Origin of the sequence: Kribbella qitaiheensis, from assembly GCF_014217565.1 — a bacterium.
Taxonomy (GTDB): domain Bacteria; phylum Actinomycetota; class Actinomycetes; order Propionibacteriales; family Kribbellaceae; genus Kribbella; species Kribbella qitaiheensis_A.
Window position 1 is genome coordinate 5,054,970 of record NZ_CP043661.1, and the last position, 18,938, is coordinate 5,073,907.

Consider the following 18,938-nt stretch of genomic DNA (forward strand, 5'->3'; position numbering starts at 1 on the left):
GACCGCGTCCTTCGGCTTTCGCGCCGGCCTCACCTCGTCCGGGCTGTGCAGCTCGAGGTAGGTGACAGTGCTGACAGCCACTACTTCTGCCGAGCCGGTAGTACGCCGCGGACGCCGGCTACTACGAGCTCGACGCCGAAGTCGTAGTACCGGTCGGTGGAGGCTGGGCAGACCAGGGTGTCGGCCGCGGCGGTGATCAGCGGGTAGCGCCGCGGTGACAGGGCGGCGAGTGAGGCGCGCTTGGCGCGGAGGGCGTCCTCGCGGGCGACCGGGTCGGTGACCTCGGTGGCACCCGGCTCCATCGTGACGAGGGTGATCAGCGAGCACAGTGACTGCCGGCCGACCTCGGCCGCGTCGTCGACGGAGAAGCCCGCCTCGGTGAGGAGCTCCATCGTGCGTTCGGCCATCGCCAGGCCTGGTTCGGTGACCAGGATGCGGAACATCGCCAGCTGAGCGACCTTCGGATGCGGCCGGAGGGCGGCGACGAAGGCGGTCAGGATCGCATGGAGCTGGACGTCCCAGGGGTCGTCGTTCGGCTCGGGCAGGGCGATGTCGGCCAGCATCCGGTCGCCGATCGCGGCCAGCAGGTCGTCCTTGTCGCTGAAGTGCCGGTAGAGGGCCATCGGGGTGACCTCGTGCTGCTGGGCCAGCCGTCTGATCGTGATCGCCTCGAGCCCTTCGAGGTCGGCCAGGGCCAGCGCGCTGATCGCCAGCTTCTCCGGGTCGAGCCGCTTCGCGGTCTCCTTGCTGATCGTCGCCACGTTGACAAGTGTACAACGTAGACCTACTGTCTACGAGGTACGCATACGGCGTATACATACAACGTAGACACACTCTCCTGTGAGGTAGGCATGCGACGCAGTCCCTGGGCGACACTCGCGGTGTTGGCCCTAGCGCAATTCATCGTGGTGCTGGACGTGACGATCGTGAACGTCGCGCTGCCGCACATCCAGGCAGATCTGAAATTCTCCACCGACAACCTGCAGTGGGTGATCAACGCCTACACCTTGCTGTTCGGCGGCTTCCTGCTGCTCGGCGGGCGGATGTCGGACCTGCTCGGCCCGCGCCGGGTCTTCATCGCCGGCCTCCTGCTCTTCGGCGCGACTTCGCTCGTCGCGGGGCTGTCGAACTCGCCGGAGTTCCTGATCGGCGCCCGCGCAGTACAGGGCCTTGGTGGTGCTCTGCTGTCGCCCGCCGCACTGGCGATCCTGACGGTGACGTTCGCCCATGGGCGTGAGCGGAACATCGCGATGGGCGTCTGGGGCGGCCTCGCCGGACTTGGCGGCACCCTCGGAGTCGTGGCGGGCGGCGTACTGGTCGACTCGCTCAGCTGGCAGTGGGTCTTCTTCGTCAACGTGCCGATCGTGCTCGCACTGGTAGCACTGATCCCGGTCTTCGTCCGCGACACCCGGCACAACGAGGGCCGTGACCGTACCTTCGACACGGCAGGCGCAGTGCTCGGTACTGCGGGTCTGCTGGCGGTCGTGTACGGCGTGGTCCGGTCCGAGCCGAAGGGATGGGGCTCGGGCGAGGTGCTCACGTTCCTCATCGGCGGCGTGGCGCTGCTGATCGCCTTCGTGATGGTGGAAGCGCGGTCGAAAGCGCCGCTGGTGCCGCTGCGGCTGTTCCGGTCCCGCGCGCTCAGCGTCTCCAGTGGTTCGCTGGCGTTGAACGGCGCTGGGTTCCTGTCGATGTTCTTCCTGACCGCGATCTACCTGCAGCAGGTCCGCGGTGACTCGGCACTCCAAGCCGGTGTGCACTTCCTGCCGATGGGCGGCGCTGCGATCGCCGGGGCCATCCTCGCCTCACAGCTGGTCCAGAAGGTCGGTACTCGGACAGTGCAGCTCGGTGGTGCTGTGCTGAGCGTCGCCGGATTGCTCCTGTTGTCCCAAGCGGACGCGGTCGGCAGCTACACGAGCCAACTGCTCCCCGGCCTGATCATCTTCGGCGTCGGCATCATCGGCGTCGGCGTACCGGGTCAGATCGCCGCAGTCTCCGACGTCGAGCACCACGAAGCAGGCGCGGCCTCCGGTGTCGTCAACGCGATGTACCAGGTGGGCGGCGCGCTTGGCCTGGCGATCGTCACCACCCTCTCGATCAGCCGCACCACAGACGCGATCGCCCACGGCGTACCCCAGCAACAGGCCCTGGTCGATGGCTTCCAACGCGGCCTCCTGGTAGCCGCAGCCTTCGCCATCGCCAACGTCTTCCTGACCCTGGCCTCCCCCCAACTCCAACCCACCGCAGAACAACTAACCGAAGCCACCGCCGCAGCCTGACCTACCTGGGCCGCCTCCAACTCAGGCGGCCCAGGTGTAGGCCGAAGTGATCAGCCAACCCCGGTGATGTCGTAGATCCTGAGGAGTTGGCTTTACCAGCACGTCGAATGCATCGGGCTGGTAGTCCGGAGAGCTGAGCTAGAGCGGCCGCGTGGAATTCCACGCGATAGGTCACGGTCGATCTGCCCAGCCAGGGATGACTTCTTCGGCCGGGGTGAACTCTTCGGCGCGACCTTCACGGGTTGCTTGTTCTGCGAGGGCGAATCCTGGTTTGGAGAACGCTGTGGCGCGGAGGTGCCAGAGGTGCAGGACGTCCTGGAGCTGACGGAAGCGCCAGACCTCGTGGGCCGCTTCCAAGGCTTCGTGGTACTCGCTCAAGAACTGCTCGTGCCACTCGGCAGGCAGCACGCGCAGGATCTCCGCGGGGTCGTCCCCCGGTCCCGGCAGCGGTTGAGCAGTCACAAGCAAAGAGTAACCCGCAGCGCGAATCTGCCGGGCTAGCTTTCCACAGGCGTGCTCAGAACGGGTAGGTCACGTAGGCGAGGTGGGTGCTGGTGGGGGACCAGCTGGGGACGTTCATGGTGCCTTGGCCGCCGGGGAGGGTGACCAGGTCCCGAGGCGGGTCGGTGAGGAGGCGGATGCGGACGTCGGCGATGTCCGCGGGGTGGCCGAGGGTGCCGGGTGGGAAGCTGATGTAGGCGATCGTGGTGCCGTCCGGTGACGGGTGGGGGAACCAGTTGACCCGCTCGTCGAAGGTGAGTTGTTCGAGGGTCTCACCGGAGATCCGGAAGAGCTGGGCGTGGCCGGGCGTCGTTGAAGCCCGCTCCGAGTTGAAGTAGATCCACTGACCGTCCGGGCTGTACTCCGAACCGTCGTCGGCATGTTCGTCGTCAGTGAGCTGTACGTCGGTGCCACCGGCCGACGGGATCGTGTAGACGTTGGTGAGCGTGGTGCCGTCGGCCGACTTCTCCAAGCCGATGTAGGCGAGCGTCGCGCCGTCGGGCGAGATCCCATGAAGGTAGTGGTGAAATCCCCGCCCGCGATCGTTGCTCACGCGCCTTGCGGAACCACCAGCCAGCGGTACGGCGTACAGGTGGCCGTCGTCGGCGGATACGAACACCGAGCTGCCGTCGGGGCTCAGCACGTGATCGTTGTTGATCGGCGGCACGCCACCGAGCTCGAGCTGCTCGGGTTCGCCGCCGGCAACGGCGATCCGGTACAGATTGCCGTCTCCGTTGACGATCAGCCACTCGCCGTCGACCGTCCAGTTCGGCGCCTCGAACAACAGGGTCGACGACTCGAAGACCAGCCGGCTTTCGCCCGAGTCCACATCGATGACGTACAGCTCGGCTCGCTGACCAGGACGGAGTGTGCGGGGCATAACGCCAACCTATCCAACCCCCCTGATAGTCGCCTTCGGCAACCAATCGGTCACCGCTGGTGGTCGAGTGGGGGACCTCTTGCTTTCGGGGCCGAAGCCACCGAGCATGGCCGCGGGGAGGGGCCAATGAGCAAACCGGCGATTCTGACCGTTGACGACGACCCCATGGTGTCCGCGGCGATCTCACGAGATCTGCGGAATCGGTACGGGGACGACTATCTCGTCGTGGGCGCGAGATCCGCGGCGCAGGCGCTTGCCATCTTGACGAAACTGGCCCTGCGCAACCAGGCGGTCGCGTTGATCGCCTCCGACCAGCGGATGCCCGGGATGACCGGCGTCGAGCTGCTCGAGCAGGCTCGAGTCCATGCGCCCGGAGCGAAGTACCTGCTGCTGACGGCGTACGCCGACACCGATGTCGCGATCAAGGCGATCAACGACATCGGCCTCGACTACTACCTGCTCAAGCCGTGGGATCCGCCCGAGGAGCGGCTGTACCCGATCGTCGACGACCTGCTCGGTGACTGGCGGCAGGCCAACCCGGACCAGTCCTCCGAAGTACGGGTGATCGGGCACCGATGGTCCGATCGCAGCTACGACCTCAAGACCTTCCTGGCCCGCAACCACGTGCCGTACCGCTGGTTCGACATCGAGCGCGACGCCGAGGCCCAGCGACTGTCCACGCTCGCTGAGGCAACCCCGGCTGACCTGCCGCTGGTCCTCATCCCGGAGGGCGAGTCGCTGCGTTCACCGTCGACGCTGGATCTGGCCGGCGCACTTGGCCTGCGGACCAGAGCCGAACAACCTTTGTACGACGTATGCATCGTCGGCGGCGGACCGGCAGGTCTGGCAGCCGCGGTCTACGCGGCGTCAGAGGGCCTGAGCACTGTCGTCGTGGAGCGCGAGGGTCCGGGCGGACAGGCCGGCCAGAGCGCCGCGATCGAGAACTACCTGGGATTCCCGAAGGGCCTGACCGGCGCCGACCTGACCCAGCGGGCGGTCGCCCAGGTCTCCCGGTTCGGCGCCGAGATGGTGCTCGCCCGGAACGTCGTCGGCTTCGAGAACCGTGGGCCGGTGCACGCCGTGCTGTTCGACGGCGCGGGTGAGCTCGAGGCTCGCGCGCTGATCGTGGCGACCGGGGTCTCGTACCGGCGGTTGGAGGCGGCCGGGCTCGACGAGTTCCGCGGTCGAGGCGTGTACTACGGCGCCACGGCGAGCGACGCGAATCTGTGTCAGGACGACGACGTCTACGTCGTGGGTGCCGCGAACTCGGCAGGTCAGGCCGCGCTCAACCTCGCCCGCTTCGCCAAGCGGGTGGTGCTCGTGGTCCGGGCCACGACGCTGGAGGCCACGATGGCCCGCTACCTCGTCGACCGCATCGCCTCCGCACCGAACATCGAGGTCCGCTGCCGGACCGAGGTGGCGGCGTGCCGCGGCGACGGTCATCTCGAAGGTCTCGTCCTCGCCGATCGGGCGTCCGGCGCGACCGAGGAGGTGTCGTCGAGTTGGCTGTTCATCTTCGTCGGCGCTTCGCCGCACACCGAATGGCTCGGGGACGGAGTCGCCCGCGATGCCAAGGGATTCGTCATCACCGGACAGGACCTGCTGGTGGACCTCGACCGGGTAGGTGGACCGCGTTGGCCGCTGGCTCGTCCACCGTTCGCCCTGGAGACCAGCGTGCCCGGGGTGTTCGCGGCCGGCGATGTCCGGCTCGACTCGATGAAGCGGGTCGCCTCGGCCGTCGGTGAGGGCGCGATGTCGGTCTATCTCGTGCATCGCTACCTGGCCACGATCTGATGCGCGTCGCCGATCTGCGGTCCTTCGGCCTCTTCGACGGTTTGACCGACGCCCAACTGGCGGAACTGGTCGAAGCCGGTACCGACGTACCGATCGTGCCCGGCGTCGACCTCTTCCACGAAGGTGAGCACGCGGACTTCTGGTGGGTGCTCGTCGACGGTGGGATCGAACTGCTCCGCCGGGTCGGCCGGGAGGACAACGTCGTCGGCCGGATGGACGTACCGGGTCGCTGGGCCGGCGGCTTCCGGGCCTGGGACGAGCACGGCGTCTATCTCGCGACCGGTCGGGGAGTGACCGACGGCCGCGTACTGCGGGTGCCTGCTCCGCTATTGCGCGAGTTGTCCAGCGCCTGGTTCCCCTTCGCTGGTCACCTCATCGAGGGCCTCTACGGCACCGCGCGCCGAATCGAGGCGACGGTGCGGCAACGCGAATCGCTCGTCACCCTCGGCACGTTGGCCGCCGGTCTTGCCCACGAGATCAACAATCCCGCCGCTGCTGCCACCCGTGCGGTCGGGGCGCTCGAAGGCGCCTGCGGGACGCTGCTCTCATCTCTGGGCAAGCTTGCCGAGGGGGAGATCTCGGCCGCCCAGTTCACCGCCCTCGATGCTTTGCGCCGTGAGATCAAGCCGCTAGCGGCCGAGGTGGATCCGCTCGACATTGCTGACCAGGAGATCGCCTTGTCGTCGTGGCTGGCCGGCCATGGCGTCAGCCGTGACTGGACCATCGCGCCGACGCTCGCGGCCGCAGGCGTTGACGTCGAGTGGTGTGAGCGGGCAGTGACCGTACTAGGCGAGCCCGCCCTGGAACCGGGGCTGGAGTGGGTGGCGAGCACGTTCTCCGCGATCACGCTGCTGTCCGAGGTGAAGGAGTCCACCCGGCGGATCTCCGACCTGGTCGCCGCGGTCAGGTCGTACTCGCAGATGGACCGCGCCTCGATGCAGCACGTCGATGTGACCGAAGGCCTCGAGAGCACGTTGGTGATGCTCGGCCACAAACTCCGCGACGGCATCGAGGTCAGCCGCGACTACGGCACCGACGTACCGCCGATCGATGCGTACGCCGGTGAGCTCAATCAGGTGTGGACCAACCTCATCGACAACGCCGTCGACGCGATGAACGGTATCGGGAGACTCCAGGTGACCACCCGCGCCGACGGCGACCACGTCGTCATCGAGATCGGCGACACCGGCACCGGGATGCCTCCCGAGGTGGCGGCCCGCGCCTTCGAGGCCTTCTACACAACGAAGGAAGTCGGCAAGGGTACGGGGCTCGGCCTCGACATCGCCCAGCGGATCATCGTCGAACGCCACGGCGGCGCCATCACCATCGACAGCCACCCGGGCTCGACGATCTTCCGGGTCCGGATCCCGATCCAGCACTCCACGTAGCCGCCGTCCGGACGGAGACTGTTGGGAACCTGGCCCTTGCAGGAGAGCTTTCCCTTCAAGGAGTGCCTCCTCATCGTCCTCAACGAGGAATGGGAGCACCGCCTGTACGCCGAACGCGACCTGACCGCGTTGGAGAAGCAGTGACGCTGGACTGACCGCTCTGCAGGGTGGGGCGACAGCCGAGCAATTCGCCTTACTGGCCGGGCGTCTCGGTTAGCAGCGGGGTTATCTCGTCGCGGAGAAGGCGCCGGTAGGTCTCGACGTCGATGACTCGCGCCCGCACGTGATGACGCAATCGGTGGGCGCGGACGAGTTGCGACCCGGCGTACGAGGTCGTACCGCTGATGCAGCTGTGACTGAGGGATCCCGCCGACCGAGTGCTGGCGGAGGCGCTGACGTAGGTTGGTCGCCTTCCCCACGTACAGAATTTCGTTGCCTTCATCAAGGAAGAAATAGACGCCGGCCTGGCGAGGCGCGTCCGCCGACGCGGCACGCAGTACGGTGAGGCCTTCCTCGCCCCAGCTGTTCGGTTTGCCCACGGACACCTGCCATCTATGCTCGGCTGTCGAGTTCATCGAGGAAGGCCGGTCACTGTGGTTGATGCAAAAGAGCTCGCGTCGATCGCCTTGCGGCACTTCCCGATCGAGGTCCGTCGGGTCACCCGAGCCGCCGAGTCGTTCAACACGATCTACCGCGTCGAGGCGGTCGAGGGGACCTATGCCCTTCGCGTCGGCCCTTCACTACAGATTCACGCGGCTGGTACTGCGCGAGCCGAGACGGTGTGGCAGCGCAGCTTGGTCGACGCCGGGCTGGCGGTGCCTGACGTCGTACAGACCTCGTCCGGCGAGCCGATGGTGCTCGTGAACGATGCTGATGACCAGCCGCGGACTTGCGTGTTGTTCACCTGGATCCGTGGTCGCTCGATGCGTACGCGGCTTGGTCTCTCGCGAGCGCGCACGTTGGGGCGCCTGATGGCTCGGCTGCATGGCTTCCCCGTGGGTGATGTCGATGTGCTGCGCGCGGACAAGGTGCTCTATTGGCTGTTGCCCGACCGGTTGGGAGATGTGCCCGAGCACGGGAAGGTTCTCACCGAGGCGCGCGACAGCGTTCAAGCTTTGATCTCTGAGTTGTGGCGCGACCGAACTCCCCAGTTGCTGCACGGCGACCTCACTGCGGCCAACGTCATCGAAGCTCCGGGCGTCGGACCGGTGCCGATCGACTTCCAGGACATGGTTTTCGGCTTCGCGGAACAAGACATCTCGTTCACGCTCGCGTCTTTCGGCCGACGCGACGACCGCGACGCCATGGCTCAGGCGTTCCGCGACGGCTATGCGGAGATCTGCCCATGGCCAGAGGTTTCGGATGCGGTGATGCGAGGCCTGATCGTCGCGAGAGGACTGCACCAGCTGAACCTTTCACTGGCGACCGCGGAGGGTCCGCTTCCCCGCGACTACCTCGACTACCACGGCGCAAAGGCCCAAACCTGGCTGGATGCTTCTTAGATCCAGCCGGCCTGGTGAGCGCCTCCAGCGCGATGTCGGCGAGCCGGGCAATTGCTGCCGGTCCACCCGTGCTCTGTTTGCCGCCTTCGCCGAGCTGGTACGGGCCGGAGGCAACGATCGTGTCGCCGACGTCGGCTGCGGGCCTGGCCGGGTGACAATCCTGCTGTCCAACCTGGGGCTGGATGCGTTCGGTATCGACCTGTCGCCGGGGATGCTGAAGCTGGCTCGTCAGACGTACCCGGAGTTGCGGTTCGAAGAGGGATCGACGCTGGCGCTGGATCTGCCGGACGACTCTCTCGGCGGGCTGCTCGCCTACTACTCGATCATTCACATCCCCTGGGACCAACGGGCGCAGGTCTTCGCCGAGTTTCACCGCGTGGTCGCACCGGGCGGGATGGTGATGCTGGTCTTCCAGATCGGTGACGAGGAGGGCCATCGCACCGAGTTCTCCGGCACGCCGGTCGACCTCGTCTGGTACCGACAGCAACCGGACGAGGTCGCCGGCTTGCTGCGCGAGGCCGGCTTCGAGCCGTGGACGACCGCGGTCCGCGAACGCGCGGAGTGGGAGAAGACCACCCACGGTTATCTGCCGGCTCGGAGGACCTGACCGATGATCGATCTCAAAGCCGAGTTGCTGGCGCCTCTGCGGGGGAGCCGGGCTGTCATGCTCGCCAAGCTGGAGGAGCTGCCGGAGTACGACCGGCGTCGGCCGCTCACACCTTCGGGGACGAACCTGCTCGGTCTCGTCAAGCATCTGGCGGGGCTGGAGTACGGGTATCTCGGGGCGTCCTTCGGTCGCCCACCGATCGAGCGTCCGTCGTGGTTCCGCGATGATCCGTACGACGAGATCGACATGTGGGCGACACCTGATGAGTCGAGCGACTACATCACCGCTGTCTACCGCGAGGCATGCGCTCATTCCGACATCACCATCGCCGAACTCGAGCTGGACAGCCCAGGTCACGTGGCGCACTGGGCCGAGGGGCATCAGGGGACGACGCTGGGTGTGCTGCTGATCAGGATGACCTGCGAGACGGCGCAGCACGCAGGCCATGCCGACATCATCCGCGAGCTGATCGACGGCCGGACCGGAGCTGCCCGCGCCGATGATCCGCAGTACAGCCTGGTCCAGGCAGCTGCCGACCAGTTCCGCACGCCCGGAAACCACGCCAGGTAAGGGATTCCGGTGTTCTGGATGGCGACACGCCGTCGGCCGGATGTTTGACGGCGACGGCCTCGGTCGGAAAGGATGTTGGCACTGGCGCGGCCCGCGCCTCACCTTCGTCGACCGGCCCCAGCCCGGTCTCGCTGAGAAGGCAAAGGGATCTCCGATCTCGGGCCGCTCGTCCTGGTCATTCGCCTCGGACGGCATCGCTGGGGGATCGCGTGCGAGTGCGTGGAAGGCCAGATGACAGCGCACAGGAACTTCAAGCGACGGGTGCGAGCCCGCGCCGCCAGAACAGGCGAGTCCTACACGGCTGCCCTTCGGCACTTCCGTCCGACTCCATCAGGAGAAGACATGCCGGAAGCTACTCAGACCATCCTGCGGATCGCCGTCGCCCAGTCGACGGTTCGCGAGGATCCCACCGACGTCGACGGGCTTCGCGCGAGCGGCGCGGAGATCCGTCAGTTCATGAAGGACGCGGCCGACGGGGGAGCACGCCTGGTGCATTTCCCCGAGGGCGCCATCTGTTTCCCCAGTAAGTACGTGATGTCCGAGCTCGGCCCTGACCAGGTCGACCGTCCGACTGGACCAAGGCCGAGTGGGCGGTGCTCCAGTCCGAGCTGGATCAGATCATCGCGTTGTCAGGTGAGCTGGGGATCTGGACGGTGCTTCCGTCGGTGCACCAGGTCCCGGAGGCGCGTCCGTACAACAGCCTGTACGTCGTCTCCGACCAGGGCAAGATCGTTGCCCGGTACGACGAACGCACGCTCTCGACGACGAAGATCACCTATATGTACACGCCCGGCACGAAGCCGGTGACCATCGAGGTCGACGGGTACCGGTTCGGTCTCGCGCTGGGGATGGATGTGCATTTCCCTGAGCTCTACACGGAGTACGACCGGCTCGAGGTCGACGGCGTACTGATCTCGTACTCGACCAACGGCACGCCGGGGAACGACCGGGCGGCCACCGAGGCGCGCGGTCATGCTGCAGCGAACAACTACTGGGTCAGCCTCGCGGTCGCCGCGAACCCGGACTCGAACATCGATTCCGGCGTGATCAACGAACTGGGCGAGTGGGTCGCCGAGTGCCCGTCGGACAGCCGCCCGGCGATCGCGGTCGCCGACCTGCACCCCGAGAACGAGCTGGCCCCGTCAGCGCGCGACTGGCGTCACCAGGCCCGCTCCCGCATCACCTCCTAGGCGAGAGTTTCCCCGTACGACGGGACGCCGTCGTACGGGGACTCCGGGCGCTACTTGGCCGGCGCGACCGTAGTACTCATCACGCAGTGGTTCTTGCCCTTGGGGCGGGAGTAGGTGAACCCGGGCCCGCTCGAAGAGGCTGCGGGTGCCGTTGTAGAGGAACGACGCGGTGATCTGCTTGCCGGCGGTGTCCTGCGGGTACGTCTCCACGACCCCGCCGCCCGCTTGCGCGATCAGTTCCAGGGCGCCGCGGAGGGCAACCGCGGAGACACCCTGACGCCGGTACCTTCTGTCGACGAAGAAGCAGGTCAACCGATAGTCGGGCGGCTCGCCGAGGCCGGCCTCGTACTCCTTGCGGTGGTTGATGTTCGGCAGCTCCATCGGCGGCCCGTACTCGCACCACCCCACCGCGACCTCACCGTCGAACACCAGCGCCGCGTGCGCCCGCCCCTCCTTGACCAGTTGCTCCTTGAGGGCGCGGTTGCCTTCGACCGTGAAGGTCTTCTCGCCGTGCATCGTGTGGAAATACGTACACCAGCAGCCGCCCCACACCCCGTTGTGCCGCTCGGCGAGATCCGCAAAGGCTTGCCAGGTCTCCGGGCTGAGGGCCCGCGTCGTGAGCTCGCCCACCACCACCGCGTTCGTCTTGGCCATAGCTCACGGTAAGACCTTTTCCAGACGATCCCCGTCCGAAATCCACCCCACTTCCGGATCAGCCCGACCTCAGTGCCGGATCAGCCCGCCAATGGGAACGGGAGCGACATGCCCGGTCGCCGGAACCGTCTGCGCCAGCGCGATGCCGATATCGACCAGCGACGACCGATGCAACCCGGCAACCTCGGCGAACGGCGTCCACACCGACTCCGCGGTCTCCCCGTTCGGCTCGGGCCTCAACTCCCCGCCAACGAGCCTCACCGCGTAGAAGATCCCCACATTCTGATGCTCAGGCCCACCCGGCACGGCCCGCTCAGCCGCCGGAATCACCCGCGAATCCACCCCCAGCAGCCGCTCGACCACCGCCTCACACCCGGTCTCCTCAGCCACCTCGCGAATCACCGCCTCAAACGGATCTTCCGCATGCTCGACCTTCCCACCCGGCAACGTCCACCACGTCCCGTCCCCCCGCGGCGACACATACCGGGCAAGCAAAACCCGCCCATCCTCAACACACACCGCATAGGCCGCCAGCCTGAAACTAAAATCCACCCCAGCAAGCTACCTCAGCACGCCGTACGCCGACCCCGCTCGCCGAACCCCGCGCCACCCGCCGCGATCCCCTATATTTCTGGGCATGTACGTCGGAACGCTGGTCCTCGGCACGGTCGAAGCGGCGAAGAGAGCACACGGCATCGACGCCTCACCAGGTAGCCCGGCCATGGTCCTGGCCATCTGGACCGACGACGTCGACACGGCGTACGCCGAATTGCTGGCCGCCGGCGTACCACCCCTTCGCCCACCCCACGACACCGGCAACAACAACCGCAACGCCCTACTCCGCGACCCCGACGGCAACCTCGTAGAAATAGTCTCCAAACTTTCGTAAGCGTGCCATGGCCCGGGTTTTGGTGACTGTATGTCAGGGGCAGGAAGACAACTTCTCGACGAGCCTCGCCTCAGTGCACCACTCGACGTACTCATCGATCGCGTGAGCCGGCGGACGAACAACCCCTACGGCAAGATCACCGAGCAGCAGGCAGCGGCGATCAGTCGGCGATCAATCAGCGGCGACCGCTTTGGCGACGCGCTCGATCTCGGTGCGCTGGGCCTCCCGGGACGCCTCGTCGGGTTGCGACTTCGCCCGCGCCGCGATCGTCCCCACCGAACCGTCGAGCTGCTCGCGCAGGATGTCGGCGTGCCCGGCATGCCGGCTGGTCTCGCTGAGCATGTGAACCATGATGTTGAACAACCGCACGTCCGGGTTCGGCCACCAGGCCGCGTGGCCAGGGGAGTCGAAATTCAGTCCGGCGATCGTCGCGTCCGAGTGCTCCCAGACGCGACGGTAGCGGTCGACGATCTCCTCGCGCGTCTCGTCCTCGGTCGCCCACATGTCGGCCCCGCGGTGGGAAAGGTCGTCCCACCGCGGCTGCGCTTCGGGGGACGGCCGCCCGAAGACCTCGCCGAAGTACCGGGACTCCCACAGCGCCAGATGCTTCACCAGCCCGAGCAGGTTGGTCCCGCTCGAGGTCAACGGACGGCGTACGTCGTACTCGCTGAGCCCCTCGAGCTTCCAGAGCACCGCCTTCCGAAGATCTTGCAACTCGCCGTGCAAGAACTTTTTCGCAAGATCGTCATCCATGCCCTCACTCTGTCACAAGTCTTACCTGCTTGAGGAAATGATGGATATGGCCGGCGTATAGGGCGTTGACCCACTGTTGGGGTATGAGCCAATCGGTGACTGAACTGGTCCGGTCGCCGACCTCGGTACGCCGGGAATCCAATCGGCCGTTGCTGGTTCTGCTCGGGCTGGTGGCGACGGTGCTCACCTTGGTCAGCAACCGATACGGCTACTACAACGACGAGATGTATTTCCTGGTCTCCGGGCGGCACCCGGCCTGGAGTTATCCCGACCAGCCGCCGCTGACTCCTTTGCTGGCACGCTTCGGCGACTCGTTGGCGCCCGGTCAGGTCTGGGCGCTGCGGATCCCCGCGACGGTGTGCGCGGTACTCACCGTGCTGTTCGTGGCCCTGCTGGTGCGAGAAATGGGCGGCTCCCGACGAGCCGAATTGATCGCGGCAACGGCGTTCTCCTGCTCGACGATGGTGCTGATCACCGGGCACGTGCTGAGGACGAGCACCACCGACCTGTGCTTCGCCGCGGCATTGAGCTGGTTGCTGTCCCGATTGATTGCCACCCGCAACCATCGCCTGTGGCTTGTCATCGGTCTCGTCCTGGGAATCGGCCTGTTGAACAAGATGCTGCTCGCCCTATGGGTGTTCGCAGTACTGGTCGCGCTGATTCTCGTCGGCCCACGACGAATCCTCCACAGCCGCTGGTTTCTCGCGGCTTGCCTGATTGCGACGGCATTGTGGACGCCATACCTATCCTGGCAGGCCAACCACGACTGGCCGCAATTGACCATGGCCTCAGTACTACGGGCGCAAGCGCTCGGACTATTGCCGAGCCAAGTCATAGTCGGTCCACTCCTGCTACCGCTATGCGTCGCAGGTCTGGTGTGGTTATGGCGCAGCCAATTCCGTCTCTTCGCCGTGGCTTTCATCGTCTTCGCAGCACTATTGATGGCCACCGGCGGCAAGGCCACCTACCTCGCCGGCGCTTACCCAGGCGTCTTCGCCGGAGCCGGAATTGCCGCCGACCAATGGGTGCGCTCCCGCCGAAATGCCCTTGCCCTGTACGGCGTACTCGGCCTGTCGCTCCTGATCGCGGCGCCAATCGGCCTGCCGCTGCTGCCTGAGCGTACGGCGGTGTCGCTCGGCAACGCGCTGGGCTTCGACCAGGCTCGCGGCCAAAGCGGTTGGCCTGCGGTCGCCGACGCGGTAGCCCGTGCAATGAACCAACTGACTCCTGCCGAGCGCTCCCGTACGGTGATCTACACCTACAGCTACACGCAGGCTTCCGCGATCCAGCTCTTCGGCCCGGCCCGCGACCTGCCACCGGCGTACAGCGGCCACAACGGCTTCGCCTATTGGGGTCCGCCGCCGGACTCAGCCGACATCGCGGTCGTGGTGGACGACTCCAGCAGTCCAGAAGAAGTCCCCGAATGGACGCGCCAGGCCTGCCAATCCCTCGAACCGGCAGCCATGGTCGAAACCCCGATCGCGACCCGCGAACGAGGCCGGCTGATCTGGATCTGCCACCTCCGCGAGCCCTGGTCAACGCTCTGGCCCCACCTCACCCGCGTCGGCTGACCACGGCTTCCGCAGTACGGCGTATTGCCGGCCCGCCCACCGAAATGGACGGGCTCAACGACATGCCCGGAGATGACATGGTGCGTCGCCACGTACGGCGCAAAGGCAGCCCGAATATTCTCGACGTACGGCCGGCGGGTGCACTCCCATGTTGAGACATGGGAGTGCACCCGCACGGGGTTGCTACCTCAGGAGCTCAGTTCGTGCAGTCGATGGAGAAGGACTGCCGCAAGGACGCAATCGGCGTGAGCATCATGCCCACACGCGGACCCAGTCGACTCGAACAGCAGTGCCGGGAGTGATCGCTTCGCCCGAGTGCTGACGAACCGCGTAGTTGAAGATGAGGAACTGCGGAAGCGAGCCGGCGAAGGCGTGCGACCACATCGGCTTGCCGTCGTAGTAGAACGTGACTCCGCTGCTGGTCCACTGCGAGCCGAAGTTGTGGCAGCCGGCCAGCGGCGTGGACGAGTAGGTACCGCCGTGATAGACCGGATCGACATAGTGCAGCGAAGCCTTGGTGCCGCCGCCGATGCCCTCGAGGACGTCGATTTCCCCATGGTCCGGCCACGGCACTGAGGACGGTCCGTTCGTCCACCAGGCCGGGAAACCGTCGACCCTGCCATCGCCGTTACCGTCAGGCAGGCAAACCCTTGCCTCGAACGAGCCGTACCGCTGGTTGAACGTCTTACGAGTGTTCACCAGGCCGGAAACGTACTGCTTGGTGCCGCCTCGGCACGTTGCTTGTTGCTGCGCGAGGCTCAGGTTGAGGAATCCGCCTGCCTCGGAGACCTGCCGGGTGTCGTAGCACTGGAGGTTGTCGCTGTTGACACCGTCCGAGATGCCTTCCTTGAACCAGCCCCGCTCCCACTTGGTGGTGTCGACCGCGCTGGCATTGAACTCGTCCTGGAACGTCAGCCGAGACGAATTCGCCGGGTTCCATGACGGCGCGAGGCCGGTCGTGGGCGGAGTAGACGTCGGACTCGTTGTGGTGGGCGAGGCAGTAGCGGTGGGCGTGGGTGACGCGGTGGTCGGCGTCGTCGTCGGCTTGGTCGTCGTCGGTGTCGCTGTGGGCGACTGCGTCGGCTGCACCGTCGTCGGCGCCGAGGTGGGGGCCGACGTCGGCGTCGACGGCACCGGGCCGGTCGTGCCCTCGGGGACGTAGCTGATCTCCAGCTTCGTCTGCATCGTGCCGGCTTCGCGCGAGCCGAAGATAGTGCCGCCGGCCCCGACCGGCTGCGTTACCGCCAGGTTCAGCTCGCCGGCCTCGGTGATGCCCTCGGAGACGTCGATCCGCAGCTGCGCCGACTTGCCGTCGTCGGCCACTGTCACGAACGGCGTGCCCGGCTTCGGAGCAGTCGAGTAGGTCACGGCCTCGGTCCAGCTGCCCGGCGCCTTCGACACCGCGATCTTGGCCGGGTTGCTGGTGGTCAGCCGGGTCAGCACCAGCGTGGCCTTGCGGTCGTAGCCGTCCGCCACCGCGGGCACGGAGTACCGGATGAAGCTGGTCGACTCGTTCATCTTCGCCACCAGCCGGGAGGACCAGCCATGCCTCTGGGTGGCGGACGTGGTCTGCACGTAGGCGTCGGCGGTGGCAGTAAGGCTGACCGGGGCCGGGATGCTGTCAGAGTTCAGCGCCGCCACGCCGATCCCGGCGGTGGTGAGGAGCAAGGAGGTTCCCGCGATGATCGGGATCAGCGTCCGGCGGCCGGCCTTGGCGGCCGGTTCTTTCAGTTTGTCGGAGGGAACGGCAGCGCGGTGTTGTGCGTGCCGACGGGAGAATGCGTCCCGCATGGGGACAGTCCTTCCTGCACGCCTGTGAGGTTAGCTGTCGGGCTCGGGCTGGAAGTTTGCCCGGTCGCTGGCGCGACTTCGCCCCAAGGACCGCACCGGAGCGCACGCAGGCGCTACGGCTGGTCCGGAAACCTTGGGTTCCCCACTTCCGCCCTCGGATGCGATGTGGGAGGGGCCACCGACTCGGAGGGCGGAACTCGGCGTTGCAAGTCGGCGGAGATATTGGTTGCTCTACCTGCATCCGGTCCCCAGGTCCGGGCAGGCGCCGGTGAGCATATGCACACCCACTAGGAGGTCTCAAATCGGTAACGGTGACGCCATTGACTACGTAACGCAACAATCGGAGCTAGTGATCGGCACAGCGTGACAATCCCAACGGCCTTACCCCGCTAAAGCCATCACTGTCCGTCGCACGACGCCGATTATCGAATGGCGCAGCGACATTTTCGTGACACTCCGTCTCGACATACTCCGACGATTTCCTCCGCATTACGGACGGCTCATTTCGGAGCGTATTCAATCGCCTACACGGAGGCTCGATTTCCGGCCGGTTCGGTCAGAACATCGACGTGCTGCTGCAGCTGATTTGGGAGCCCACCCAGGTCGCAATAAGTGCCGCCGCTGCACACGCCTGCGGTCCTGGCTGGAGCACATCGTGAAGCCCGCGAAGAGGCCGAAGACCCATCAGGAGTACGAGCCGGGGGAGGAGCAAGCCAGCGTCTTTCTCAAGGCGGCCAAGCGGACTCGGCTATAGGCCTTGTTCGTGCAGGCACCGTTCTTGGGATTGACGCGGCGAGTTGCTGGGCCTGAGGTGGGAGGACATTGACTGGGCCGACCAGACCTTAAAAGTACGGCGAACTCTGCAGCGCGTTGATGGAGCGCTGGGAGCTGTGGCTCCGACGACCAGGAAGTCTCGCCGGACGTTGCCGCTGATTGAGCTTTGCCTAGAGTTGCTGAGGCTTCACTGGGTGCTGCAACCAAAGGAGCGGCTGGCGGCTGGCGCCAAGTGGATTGATACCGGCTACATCTTTACGACGAAGATCGGGGCGCCGATCGAGCCGGACAGTCTGCGGCGGGACTGGTATCCCCTACGGGTCCGGGTCGTACTGGGGGGAGATGCGTTTCCATAATCTGCGGCACTGGTGTGTGACCCTGCTCCTGTGGCTTGGCCTTCCGCCGCCACGCGCTACATCCGAACAAATGTTCCCTTAAGCTTTCGTGACGAATGGGTTGTCGGATCCGGAACGTAGTGTTCGTAGAACAGGTGAGTGGCGGCCAATCGAGGGCGCCACCGGCAAGACGAGGAGTCAGGCGATGACGCGTCCGCGGTCCCTATGTCACACGAATCCGTCGCACCCAACTCGGGAGGCGTTGTGAAGCTCCTTCTCACATCCGGAGGCGTTACGAACGAGAGCATCCGCGATGCGCTGGTCGATCTGCTGGGCAAGCCGATCTCCGAGTCCCAAGCGCTCTGCATCCCCACGGCGCAGTGGGGCCACCCGATGCTCGGGCCCGCCTCGGTGCGAAGCTTCGTCGCCGGCGAGCCTCCGTGGCACATGATGACCAGCCTGGGCTGGGCGTCCTTGGGCGTCCTGGAGCTCACCGCGCTGCCCAGCATCGGCGAGGAGCGGTGGGTGCCGTGGGTCCGAGAGGCCGATGTGCTGCTGGTGGACGGCGGCGACGCGACGTACCTGTACCACTGGATGCGGCAGTCAGGGCTGTCGGAGGTCATCTCGTCGCTACCCGAGACGGTCTGGGTAGGGCTCAGTGCCGGCAGCATGGTGATGACACCGCGGATCGGTAACGACTTCGTCAACTGGCCTTCTGCGCCGGACGACCGCACGCTCGGAATGGTCGACTTCTCGATCTACCCGCACCTGGACCACGAGCTCATGCCGGGGAACACCATGGCCGACGCGGAAAGATGGGCCGCCGACATCGCAGGTCCGGCCTACGCCATCGACGACCAGACCGCCATCAAGGTGACCGACGGCACCGTCGAGGTCATCTCCGAAGGGCACTGGAAGGCCTTCCCCGCATAGCCGCCGACTGCTACCGGAGCCTCCCGGCGCCCCTCCTCTGCGTCGTACTGGACCGCCCAGGTCACCCACCGAGACTCTTTTCGGAGCTCAAGGGACCGCATGATCGATTCGGGGAGCTGGTGCGGCACACGCTTTGTTCGACCTGAAGCACCGATACCGGCAGCGGTCACGGGATCAGAGACAACCTCACTGGGCAATGGGTAGTGCAGACCTGCCTGGTGCCGCGGCCCACTGGCAGGCCGCTGTCCTGAGCCTGCGCTATGACGACCAGTGCGAGCGCCAGGATGACTGCGCTTGGTACCGAGATCCGCCCGTCCAAGTCGAGCTGCCCATCACGCCGCGAGGAACCGAGGCCGCGCTGCTGCACATCGCCGGATAGGCGTTGCGGTCATTTGCGGGAGGTCGGCGATTCTCCGATGGAGGAACCGCAGGTCAGAAGTGTGGTCAGGGGCGGTCTCGAACCGCCGACCTTCCGCTTTTCAGGCGGACGCTCTACCAGCTGAGCTACCTGACCGGGAGAGAAATAT

20 protein-coding genes, 1 tRNA gene, 1 pseudogene and 1 riboswitch are annotated in these 18,938 nt (G+C 66.1%); of the genes and pseudogenes, 12 read left to right on the forward strand and 10 right to left on the reverse strand.

The genetic code is table 11. From position 1 onward, the window contains the following. Positions 1–80 precede the first annotated feature (80 nt). The gene (locus F1D05_RS23915; protein WP_185442585.1) at positions 81–761 is read right to left on the reverse strand and encodes a TetR/AcrR family transcriptional regulator; all 681 of its coding nucleotides are present in this window, start codon (positions 759–761) and stop codon (positions 81–83) included. Positions 762–851: 90 nt separating this feature from the next. Here F1D05_RS23915 and F1D05_RS23920 point away from each other — a divergent pair, with 90 nt between their 5' ends. Beyond that, positions 852–2,279 (forward strand): MFS transporter, encoded by a 1,428-nt coding sequence (locus tag F1D05_RS23920; RefSeq protein WP_185442587.1) that lies wholly within the window; start codon positions 852–854, stop codon positions 2,277–2,279. 171 nt (positions 2,280–2,450) lie between these two features. Here F1D05_RS23920 and F1D05_RS23925 read toward each other — a convergent pair whose 3' ends face one another. After that, positions 2,451–2,741, reverse strand: coding sequence for a DUF6247 family protein (locus F1D05_RS23925; protein ID WP_185442589.1), 291 nt, complete (start codon positions 2,739–2,741; stop codon positions 2,451–2,453). A gap of 55 nt (positions 2,742–2,796) precedes the next feature. Beyond that, positions 2,797–3,660: a TolB family protein gene (locus F1D05_RS23930; protein WP_185442591.1), complete on the reverse strand. Its 864-nt coding sequence runs from the start codon at positions 3,658–3,660 to the stop codon at positions 2,797–2,799. A gap of 126 nt (positions 3,661–3,786) precedes the next feature. On the opposite strand from F1D05_RS23930, the gene F1D05_RS23935 reads away from it, so the two are divergent. From F1D05_RS23935 to F1D05_RS42120, 3 genes are read left to right on the forward strand one after another with little or no spacing between them, the layout of a single operon-like run. Continuing rightward, positions 3,787–5,454, forward strand: a complete 1,668-nt coding sequence (locus F1D05_RS23935) for an FAD-dependent oxidoreductase (protein ID WP_185442593.1) — start codon at positions 3,787–3,789, stop codon at positions 5,452–5,454. After that, positions 5,454–6,842, forward strand: coding sequence for a sensor histidine kinase (locus tag F1D05_RS42115; RefSeq protein WP_185442595.1), 1,389 nt, complete (start codon positions 5,454–5,456; stop codon positions 6,840–6,842). Before F1D05_RS23935 ends, F1D05_RS42115 begins: the two co-directional genes overlap by 1 nt. Before the next feature lie 21 nt (positions 6,843–6,863). Continuing rightward, positions 6,864–6,986 carry a hypothetical protein gene (locus F1D05_RS42120; RefSeq protein WP_281388732.1) on the forward strand — a complete coding sequence of 41 codons (123 nt, stop codon included), beginning with the start codon at positions 6,864–6,866 and terminating at the stop codon, positions 6,984–6,986. Between the two features lie 49 nt (positions 6,987–7,035). Here the strand turns inward: F1D05_RS42120 and F1D05_RS23950 are convergent, their stop codons facing one another. Beyond that, a complete protein-coding gene (locus F1D05_RS23950; protein ID WP_185442597.1) occupies positions 7,036–7,284 on the reverse strand; it encodes a hypothetical protein in 249 nt (82 codons plus the stop codon). Then, positions 7,259–7,417 (reverse strand): annotated as a pseudogene (locus tag F1D05_RS43130) (hypothetical protein); the annotation flags it as partial. The pseudogene F1D05_RS43130 and the gene F1D05_RS23950, both read right to left, overlap by 26 nt. Before the next feature lie 18 nt (positions 7,418–7,435). Here F1D05_RS43130 and F1D05_RS23960 point away from each other — a divergent pair. The 4 genes from F1D05_RS23960 (at position 7,436) to F1D05_RS39050 (ending at position 10,711) form a co-directional block, all read left to right on the forward strand. Next, positions 7,436–8,344, forward strand: coding sequence for a phosphotransferase enzyme family protein (locus F1D05_RS23960; RefSeq protein ID WP_185442599.1), 909 nt, complete (start codon positions 7,436–7,438; stop codon positions 8,342–8,344). Then, a complete protein-coding gene (locus F1D05_RS23965; RefSeq protein ID WP_185442601.1) occupies positions 8,334–8,951 on the forward strand; it encodes a class I SAM-dependent methyltransferase in 618 nt (205 codons plus the stop codon). Before F1D05_RS23960 ends, F1D05_RS23965 begins: the two co-directional genes overlap by 11 nt. A 3-nt stretch (positions 8,952–8,954) precedes the next feature. Beyond that, positions 8,955–9,521: a DinB family protein gene (locus F1D05_RS23970; protein WP_185442603.1), complete on the forward strand. Its 567-nt coding sequence runs from the start codon at positions 8,955–8,957 to the stop codon at positions 9,519–9,521. Positions 9,522–10,114: 593 nt separating this feature from the next. Further along, positions 10,115–10,711, forward strand: a complete 597-nt coding sequence (locus F1D05_RS39050) for a carbon-nitrogen hydrolase family protein (RefSeq protein WP_206685811.1) — start codon at positions 10,115–10,117, stop codon at positions 10,709–10,711. Here the strand turns inward: F1D05_RS39050 and F1D05_RS23980 are convergent. Both F1D05_RS23980 and F1D05_RS23985 read right to left on the reverse strand, forming a co-directional pair. Beyond that, a complete protein-coding gene (locus F1D05_RS23980; protein WP_246485917.1) occupies positions 10,664–11,365 on the reverse strand; it encodes a GNAT family N-acetyltransferase in 702 nt (233 codons plus the stop codon). The genes F1D05_RS39050 and F1D05_RS23980 overlap by 48 nt on opposite strands. A gap of 69 nt (positions 11,366–11,434) precedes the next feature. Further along, the gene (locus tag F1D05_RS23985; protein WP_206685812.1) at positions 11,435–11,917 is read right to left on the reverse strand and encodes an NUDIX hydrolase; all 483 of its coding nucleotides are present in this window, start codon (positions 11,915–11,917) and stop codon (positions 11,435–11,437) included. A gap of 85 nt (positions 11,918–12,002) precedes the next feature. On the opposite strand from F1D05_RS23985, the gene F1D05_RS23990 reads away from it, so the two are divergent. Next, the gene (locus tag F1D05_RS23990) at positions 12,003–12,254 is read left to right on the forward strand and encodes a VOC family protein (protein WP_185442605.1); all 252 of its coding nucleotides are present in this window, start codon (positions 12,003–12,005) and stop codon (positions 12,252–12,254) included. A gap of 171 nt (positions 12,255–12,425) precedes the next feature. Here the strand turns inward: F1D05_RS23990 and F1D05_RS23995 are convergent, their stop codons facing one another. Further along, entirely contained in the window at positions 12,426–13,007 is a 582-nt protein-coding gene (locus F1D05_RS23995) for a DinB family protein (RefSeq protein WP_185442607.1), read from the reverse strand. A gap of 95 nt (positions 13,008–13,102) precedes the next feature. On the opposite strand from F1D05_RS23995, the gene F1D05_RS24000 reads away from it, so the two are divergent. Next, complete coding sequence (locus F1D05_RS24000; protein WP_185442609.1) at positions 13,103–14,578, forward strand: ArnT family glycosyltransferase; 1,476 nt, start codon at positions 13,103–13,105, stop codon at positions 14,576–14,578. Between the two features lie 252 nt (positions 14,579–14,830). On the opposite strand, the gene F1D05_RS24005 is transcribed toward F1D05_RS24000, so the two are convergent. After that, entirely contained in the window at positions 14,831–16,369 is a 1,539-nt protein-coding gene (locus tag F1D05_RS24005; RefSeq protein ID WP_185442611.1) for a glycoside hydrolase family 16 protein, read from the reverse strand. 4 nt (positions 16,370–16,373) lie between these two features. After that, positions 16,374–16,582, reverse strand: a riboswitch (cyclic di-AMP (ydaO/yuaA leader). A gap of 755 nt (positions 16,583–17,337) precedes the next feature. Between F1D05_RS24005 and F1D05_RS39055 the strand changes: the two genes are divergently transcribed. Together F1D05_RS39055 and F1D05_RS24010 are read left to right on the forward strand one after the other, a co-directional pair. Next, the gene (locus tag F1D05_RS39055) at positions 17,338–17,499 is read left to right on the forward strand and encodes a hypothetical protein (protein WP_206685813.1); all 162 of its coding nucleotides are present in this window, start codon (positions 17,338–17,340) and stop codon (positions 17,497–17,499) included. A 243-nt stretch (positions 17,500–17,742) separates the two neighbouring features. Next, the gene (locus F1D05_RS24010; protein ID WP_185442613.1) at positions 17,743–18,411 is read left to right on the forward strand and encodes a Type 1 glutamine amidotransferase-like domain-containing protein; all 669 of its coding nucleotides are present in this window, start codon (positions 17,743–17,745) and stop codon (positions 18,409–18,411) included. A gap of 441 nt (positions 18,412–18,852) precedes the next feature. On the opposite strand, the gene F1D05_RS24015 is transcribed toward F1D05_RS24010, so the two are convergent. Beyond that, a tRNA-Phe gene (locus F1D05_RS24015) sits at positions 18,853–18,925 on the reverse strand. Positions 18,926–18,938 lie beyond the last annotated feature (13 nt).

Excerpts from the sequence above, each read along its gene's own strand:
- F1D05_RS23990 (WP_185442605.1), top strand. The coding sequence starts at position 12,003 with ATGTACGTCGGAACGCTGGTCCTCGGCACGGTCGAAGCGGCGAAGAGA.
- F1D05_RS23980 (WP_246485917.1), bottom strand. The coding sequence starts at position 11,365 with ATGGCCAAGACGAACGCGGTGGTGGTGGGCGAGCTCACGACGCGGGCC.
- F1D05_RS23995 (WP_185442607.1), bottom strand. The coding sequence starts at position 13,007 with ATGGATGACGATCTTGCGAAAAAGTTCTTGCACGGCGAGTTGCAAGAT.
- F1D05_RS23920 (WP_185442587.1), top strand. The coding sequence starts at position 852 with ATGCGACGCAGTCCCTGGGCGACACTCGCGGTGTTGGCCCTAGCGCAA.
- F1D05_RS23950 (WP_185442597.1), bottom strand. The coding sequence starts at position 7,284 with ATGAAGGCAACGAAATTCTGTACGTGGGGAAGGCGACCAACCTACGTC.
- F1D05_RS23930 (WP_185442591.1), bottom strand. The coding sequence starts at position 3,660 with ATGCCCCGCACACTCCGTCCTGGTCAGCGAGCCGAGCTGTACGTCATC.
- F1D05_RS24005 (WP_185442611.1), bottom strand. The coding sequence starts at position 16,369 with ATGCGGGACGCATTCTCCCGTCGGCACGCACAACACCGCGCTGCCGTT.
- F1D05_RS23935 (WP_185442593.1), top strand. The coding sequence starts at position 3,787 with ATGAGCAAACCGGCGATTCTGACCGTTGACGACGACCCCATGGTGTCC.
- F1D05_RS23970 (WP_185442603.1), top strand. The coding sequence starts at position 8,955 with ATGATCGATCTCAAAGCCGAGTTGCTGGCGCCTCTGCGGGGGAGCCGG.
- F1D05_RS23965 (WP_185442601.1), top strand. The coding sequence starts at position 8,334 with ATGCTTCTTAGATCCAGCCGGCCTGGTGAGCGCCTCCAGCGCGATGTC.
- F1D05_RS42115 (WP_185442595.1), top strand. The coding sequence starts at position 5,454 with ATGCGCGTCGCCGATCTGCGGTCCTTCGGCCTCTTCGACGGTTTGACC.